5 protein-coding genes and 1 pseudogene are annotated in these 4960 nt (G+C 67.6%); all 6 read right to left on the reverse strand.

The window, feature by feature from the left end; all coding sequences use genetic code 11:
• Nucleotides 1-271: alcohol dehydrogenase catalytic domain-containing protein (locus WAW17_RS21950; RefSeq protein ID WP_422335027.1), on the reverse strand; the 271-nt coding region annotated here is incomplete at its 3' end.
• 35 nt (nucleotides 272-306) lie between these two features.
• Nucleotides 307-936 carry a hypothetical protein gene (locus WAW17_RS21955; protein WP_422335028.1) on the reverse strand — a complete coding sequence of 210 codons (630 nt, stop codon included), beginning with the start codon at nucleotides 934-936 and terminating at the stop codon, nucleotides 307-309.
• 125 nt (nucleotides 937-1061) lie between these two features.
• Complete coding sequence (locus tag WAW17_RS21960) at nucleotides 1062-2573, reverse strand: NADH-quinone oxidoreductase subunit C (RefSeq protein ID WP_422335029.1); 1512 nt, start codon at nucleotides 2571-2573, stop codon at nucleotides 1062-1064.
• The gene (locus WAW17_RS21965; RefSeq protein ID WP_422335030.1) at nucleotides 2570-4093 is read right to left on the reverse strand and encodes a proton-conducting transporter membrane subunit; all 1524 of its coding nucleotides are present in this window, start codon (nucleotides 4091-4093) and stop codon (nucleotides 2570-2572) included. Before WAW17_RS21965 ends, WAW17_RS21960 begins: the two co-directional genes overlap by 4 nt.
• A 36-nt stretch (nucleotides 4094-4129) precedes the next feature.
• Nucleotides 4130-4804 (reverse strand): hypothetical protein, encoded by a 675-nt coding sequence (locus WAW17_RS21970; protein WP_422335031.1) that lies wholly within the window; start codon nucleotides 4802-4804, stop codon nucleotides 4130-4132.
• Nucleotides 4801-4960 (reverse strand): annotated as a pseudogene (locus WAW17_RS21975) (formate hydrogenlyase); the annotation flags it as partial. The pseudogene WAW17_RS21975 and the gene WAW17_RS21970, both read right to left, overlap by 4 nt.

Here is a 4960-nt window from a genome sequence, read left to right on the forward strand (position 1 = left end):
CGCATGCGGTGATGCAGGAGACGAGCACCCTGTCGCCGGGTGAGAGGTTCTGCACACCCGGCCCCACCTCGACGACGGTGCCGACCGCCTCGTGGCCGAGAATCCGGCCGTCGGTGACCTCGGGGACGTCGCCGCCGAGGATGTGCAGATCGGTGCCGCAGATGGTGACCGCGTCCACCCGGACGATCGCGTCGCCGGGGTCCTGTATGCGCGGGTCGGGCACGTCCTCCCATGCTCGCTGCCCCGGTCCGTGAAACACCAGCGCCTTCATGTGCCGGCCCTCCTGAGCCTGGGGTACTTTCCGGCCTAGGCCATCTCGGGGACGTGCAGATGAGCGATGGCCAGCTCGAACTCGGCCACCTCGATCGTTTCGGTGGCCGCCTCGTGGTTTGCCGCCGCGGTCACAGCCTCGAGCTGCTCCGTGTTGCCTCGCATCGTCTCGGTGCTGTCGAAGGTCACCGACGACACCATGCGGCCGGCAGCATGGTCGACGAGCAGGCTGGCGCTGCAGAACCCGTCGAGTTCCTGCATCGAGGGCAGCGACGCCATCTTGAACACGTCGACCGCGTGATCCACGTGTCCCGGTTCCACCTTGAACCACGAGACCCGCACGCAGGCGCCGCGTTGCGACGGATGGTCGCGGTGGAGGAGCGCGATGTCCCACCGCGTGACCGCGGTGTCGCCGTGGAAGACCTCGGCGGTGTGCTCACGGAGATGATGGACCGGCCCTTCGCTCGCGCGGAGCGACTCCTCGTCCATCCAGGAACTGGTGGCGATGCACCGGCCGGAGTCACGGTCCACGAGCAAGGACAATCCGGCGCATCCCCCCATATCCGCAAGGACTGGCATCACGGTATCGCGCATGTGCTTGATCCCGACATCGATGAACGACGGATGCGCATGAATGGTGGTAGAGCGTGCGTACACGGTCGACACCCTTCTGTTCAGGCGGCGCCCCACGGCGCCGACGGGTCAATCCGACGCCTTCCACGGTCCTCCGCCGCGATCGGCAAGGCAAGAGGTGGGTAACACCGGATCGTGTGGGGGTCGCGAACCCACCGTCACAGATCGTTACCCGCATAGGAGAGGTTGAAGCTCTTGTTGGTCAGGGGGAAATCGGGCACGATCGTCTCCGCCAGGGCAACGGGCAGCGCCGGCCAGGTCAGAAACGACGGATCGACGATCTTGAACCTGGTCAGGGTATTGCCGCGGGTTTCCACCCGGTGCACGATGGTTCCGCGCCAACCCTCCACCAGTCCCACCCCCGAGGCCGGGCCGGCGTGCGGCGGGCGGGGTCCGGCGTGGCGACCCGGTGCGGCCATCGGGAGGAGGTGCTGCAGCAGGTCGATCGAATGGGCGACCTCGTCGGCGCGAACCAGGAAGCGGGCCATGACATCTCCCGCGGTGCGGGTCGTCGAGCCGACTCCGGCGGCCTCGGCCAGGAACGGATGGTTGCGGCGGGCGTCGGGATCGACGCCGGATGCGCGCGCGACCGGGCCGAGTGCACCCAGGTCGCGGACGGACTGCGCGGTCAGGACGGCGGTGCCGGTGAACCGGTCGCGCACGGTGCTGTTGCGCAGCGCGAGGTCGGCGATCGCGGCCACGTCCTCGCCGATCCGGGCGAGTACGGCGGGGTCGGGCAGCGACCGGACCTGCGCGCCCCCCGGGAACACACCGTCGCGGAACAACCGGTGTCCGGTCATGGCGGCGCCCAGTCGCATGAGTTGCTCGCGCACGTCCATGGCATGACTGTTCATGATCGCGAATCCGACGTCGTTGCACAGTCCACCGAGGGTTCCGACGTGGTTGTAGATGCGTTCGAGTTCGAGCAGTATCGCCCGCAGAACCGCCGCGTTCCCGGGAACCGTCCACTGCGCGGCGTCCTCGACGGCGAGGCAGTACGCCAGGGTGTGCCCCACGGTGGTATCGCCGGAGATACGTTCGGCCAACGCCAGCGCGTCGTCGACCGTCCTGCCCTCGGCGAGCTTCTCGATCCCCTTGTGGGTGAACCACAGTCGCACCTTGAGCTTGAGGATGGTTTCCCCCACCACGGAGAACCGGAAGTGGCCGGGCTCGATCAGACCGGCATGCACCGGACCCACGGGTATCTCGTAGACACCCGGGCCACGCACGGTGACGAAGGGATACGGCTCGTCGGTGGAGCCGAATTCCGGCGCCGGGCCGGCGTCGTCGCGCATCGGATACCAGCCCTGGGGCCAGTGCTGATGCCGTACGAGTCTGCGTGCCAGCGGATGGTTCTCGGGAGTGATGCCGTAAAGGTCACGCATCTCCCGTTCGAATCGGCTGGCCGGGAAGGACGACGAGGCCAGTGTGGGGACCGTGGGGGAGGCCTTGTCCGTCCGCATCACCAGTTCGACGCGTCGGTCCGGTGGGCCCGCGATGAAGAGATAGACGATCCGGAACTCGTCGGTTTCCTCGTGTGCAGCAATCGATGCGAGACGGAAACCCTGTCCGAGAAGTGTGTCCGCTGTCGGTGACAGTTCGTCTGCGGTGACGGTTCGGGTGCCCCGGTTGCTGCGCAGGTTCATGGAGAACGCGCCGTCGCCGGTCATCGGGCTACCACGATCGCGCCGGCGGTGGTCAACAGATCGTGCAACGGGAAGACGAATATCCCGAGCAGCGCCAACCCGGTCAGGCCCAACACCAAGGGGACGGTCTGCAGCCGGTCGGCCGTCACCGCGGGCGCGCCGGCCACCGGTGAAGCGGAGCTGAAGAACATCGGGGTCACGCGGGCCGCGATGACGATGAACAAGACGATCACCGCAGCGGCCGCCACCGCGGTTGCCGCCACAAGTCCCGAACCCATGCCCGCGTTCACGAGGGTGTGCATGCTGGCGAAGGGACTGAACGGAGGAAATCCGAGCAGAGCGGCCAGGGCAAGAACCGAGACCCCGGCTGCGGCGGGATGACGGGTGAGCATTCCGCGCAGTCCGTCGAATTCGGTGCTGCCCTCGCAGGCCGAGATCTGCCCCGCCCCACAGAACAGGACCGCCTTGCCGAGGCCGTGACCGAGCAGGTGCAGCAGAACCGCGGCCACCGCGATCGGCGTACCGATCGCCAGTCCGAACACAGCGACAGCCATGTACTGCATGCTCGAGTAGGCGAGTAAACGCATGTAGTCCCGCTGGACTATCAGCATCGACACCGCCACTGCCAGCGATGCCAGAGCGACTGCAAGCAACAGTGCCCGAACGAATCCCTCGCCCAGCCCGACCGTCACGACGCGGTGGCAGCGGAGCAGCGCGTAGACGGCCACGGCCAGCAGGCACCCCGACATCAGGGCCGAGACGGGGGCCGGGGCCTGGCCGTGCGCGTCGGGCAGCCAGCTGTGCAGGGGAACCAGCCCGGCTGCGGTTCCGAAGCCGATCAGCAGCAGTGGGAACGCGATCCGCAACACTCCCGGGTCGAGCAGGTCGGCGTGCTCGGCCAGGTAGGCCCAGTCCGAGGAGCGGTGTTCACTCGCCGCCCCGTTGCCTGCAGCGACATAGACCAGCACCGTTCCCAATCCCGCCATGGCGAGTCCGACGGAGGTGATGACCACGAACTTCCATTTCGCTTCCCACGCGGCGCGAGTGCCTGCCGAACCGATGAGCGCGGCTGTCGCAACGGTCATCGCCTCCACGGCGATCCACAGCATGGCAAGGCTGCCCGCCGATACCGCGACGGACGACGCCGCGAGAAACACAGACACTCCCACGCCGAAGGTCCGTGTCTGCGCGGGGGTGGTGCGTCCTGCCCGCACCTCGGCATCGACGTGATACACCCCGGCCCAGGTTGCCACGACGGCCACCACTCCGACAACCAGGAGCATCACTGCCGAGAGCGCGTCTGCACGCAGCGGGCCGGCGGTCAGGACGGAACCGTCGACCGTCGCGAGAGAGGTGGCTACACCGTCGAGTCCGATGATCACGCTCGCCCAGACGGTGACCCATCCGATACTTCGCCTCCAGCCGGCCAGGGCGGCGGCGACCGCCACCAGCAGCGGGGCGATGATCGGAAGAGCCAGCAGCGCCGGCACGACAGAATCCGGCGCCGACCACTCCAGGGCCACCGCGTCATACCCGCCCAGCATGGCAACCCTCCTCGCGCCGCATCCGCTCGTCCGCCATCAGTCCCGCAGCTGCCTCAGCGTGTCGGGTTCGGCCCCGTCGAACTCGGTCCGGTCACCGATGGTGAGCAACACGATCCATAACAGCAGGTCCAGGGTCACCGTCATTGTCACGACCGCCGCGCTGCCCGTGGACAGCAACGCTGTCGCCATGACTCCGTTGCACAACAGGAGTACTCCCACCGCTTGCGCGAGCGCGGGCCGACGGGTGATCACGGCGAAGAAACCCACGAAGACCACCGCAAGTGCAAGCGGGATGACCCGTGTCGTCTCGGCGGGGACCAGCCCGACCACCGGACGGCTCACCGCATACGCCAGCAGCGTCAATACGACAGCGGCCACCATCGACGCCGGGACGTTGACCAGCGGAAGCGCGGTCACGGACGACTGGCCCAGCGGTAGCGCGGTCACCGACGACTGGCCGCGCAGGAGTCTGCCCAGCCCAGCGGGCGTCAGTACGCCGTTGAGCAGAAATATGACCAAGGCGATTGCGAACAGTCCCGCGTTCTCGGTCTGTACTCCCACCAGCACGCTGATGACGGACAGCACGACGGCCTGCGCTGTCGCCAGCCGGACGATCGCCGCGAGGTCGCGCAGCCACAGCGTGGCGATCGCCGTGAGCAGGAATGCCCCGCACGCCAGATCGAGCGTCTCGGTGAACAGGATCATGCTCATCCCTCCAGGAAGAACGACGCCGACACGGCGAGGGAACCGAACAGGAACGACACCGCCAGCAGTTCGGGCACCCGAAACAGTCGCCACTTGGCCAGGAACACTTCCGCGACGGCTATCGCACCGCCGAGGAGGGCGACCTTGACGGTGAAGGCGACC

The organism is Rhodococcus sp. (in: high G+C Gram-positive bacteria) (assembly GCF_049286785.1).
Lineage (GTDB): Bacteria > Actinomycetota > Actinomycetes > Mycobacteriales > Mycobacteriaceae > Rhodococcus_F.

Bases quoted from the DNA above. Each gene is read 5' to 3' on its own strand.
- WAW17_RS21970 (WP_422335031.1), bottom strand. From the start codon at position 4,804: ATGAGCATGATCCTGTTCACCGAGACGCTCGATCTGGCGTGCGGGGCA.
- WAW17_RS21965 (WP_422335030.1), bottom strand. From the start codon at position 4,093: ATGCTGGGCGGGTATGACGCGGTGGCCCTGGAGTGGTCGGCGCCGGAT.
- WAW17_RS21960 (WP_422335029.1), bottom strand. From the start codon at position 2,573: ATGACCGGCGACGGCGCGTTCTCCATGAACCTGCGCAGCAACCGGGGC.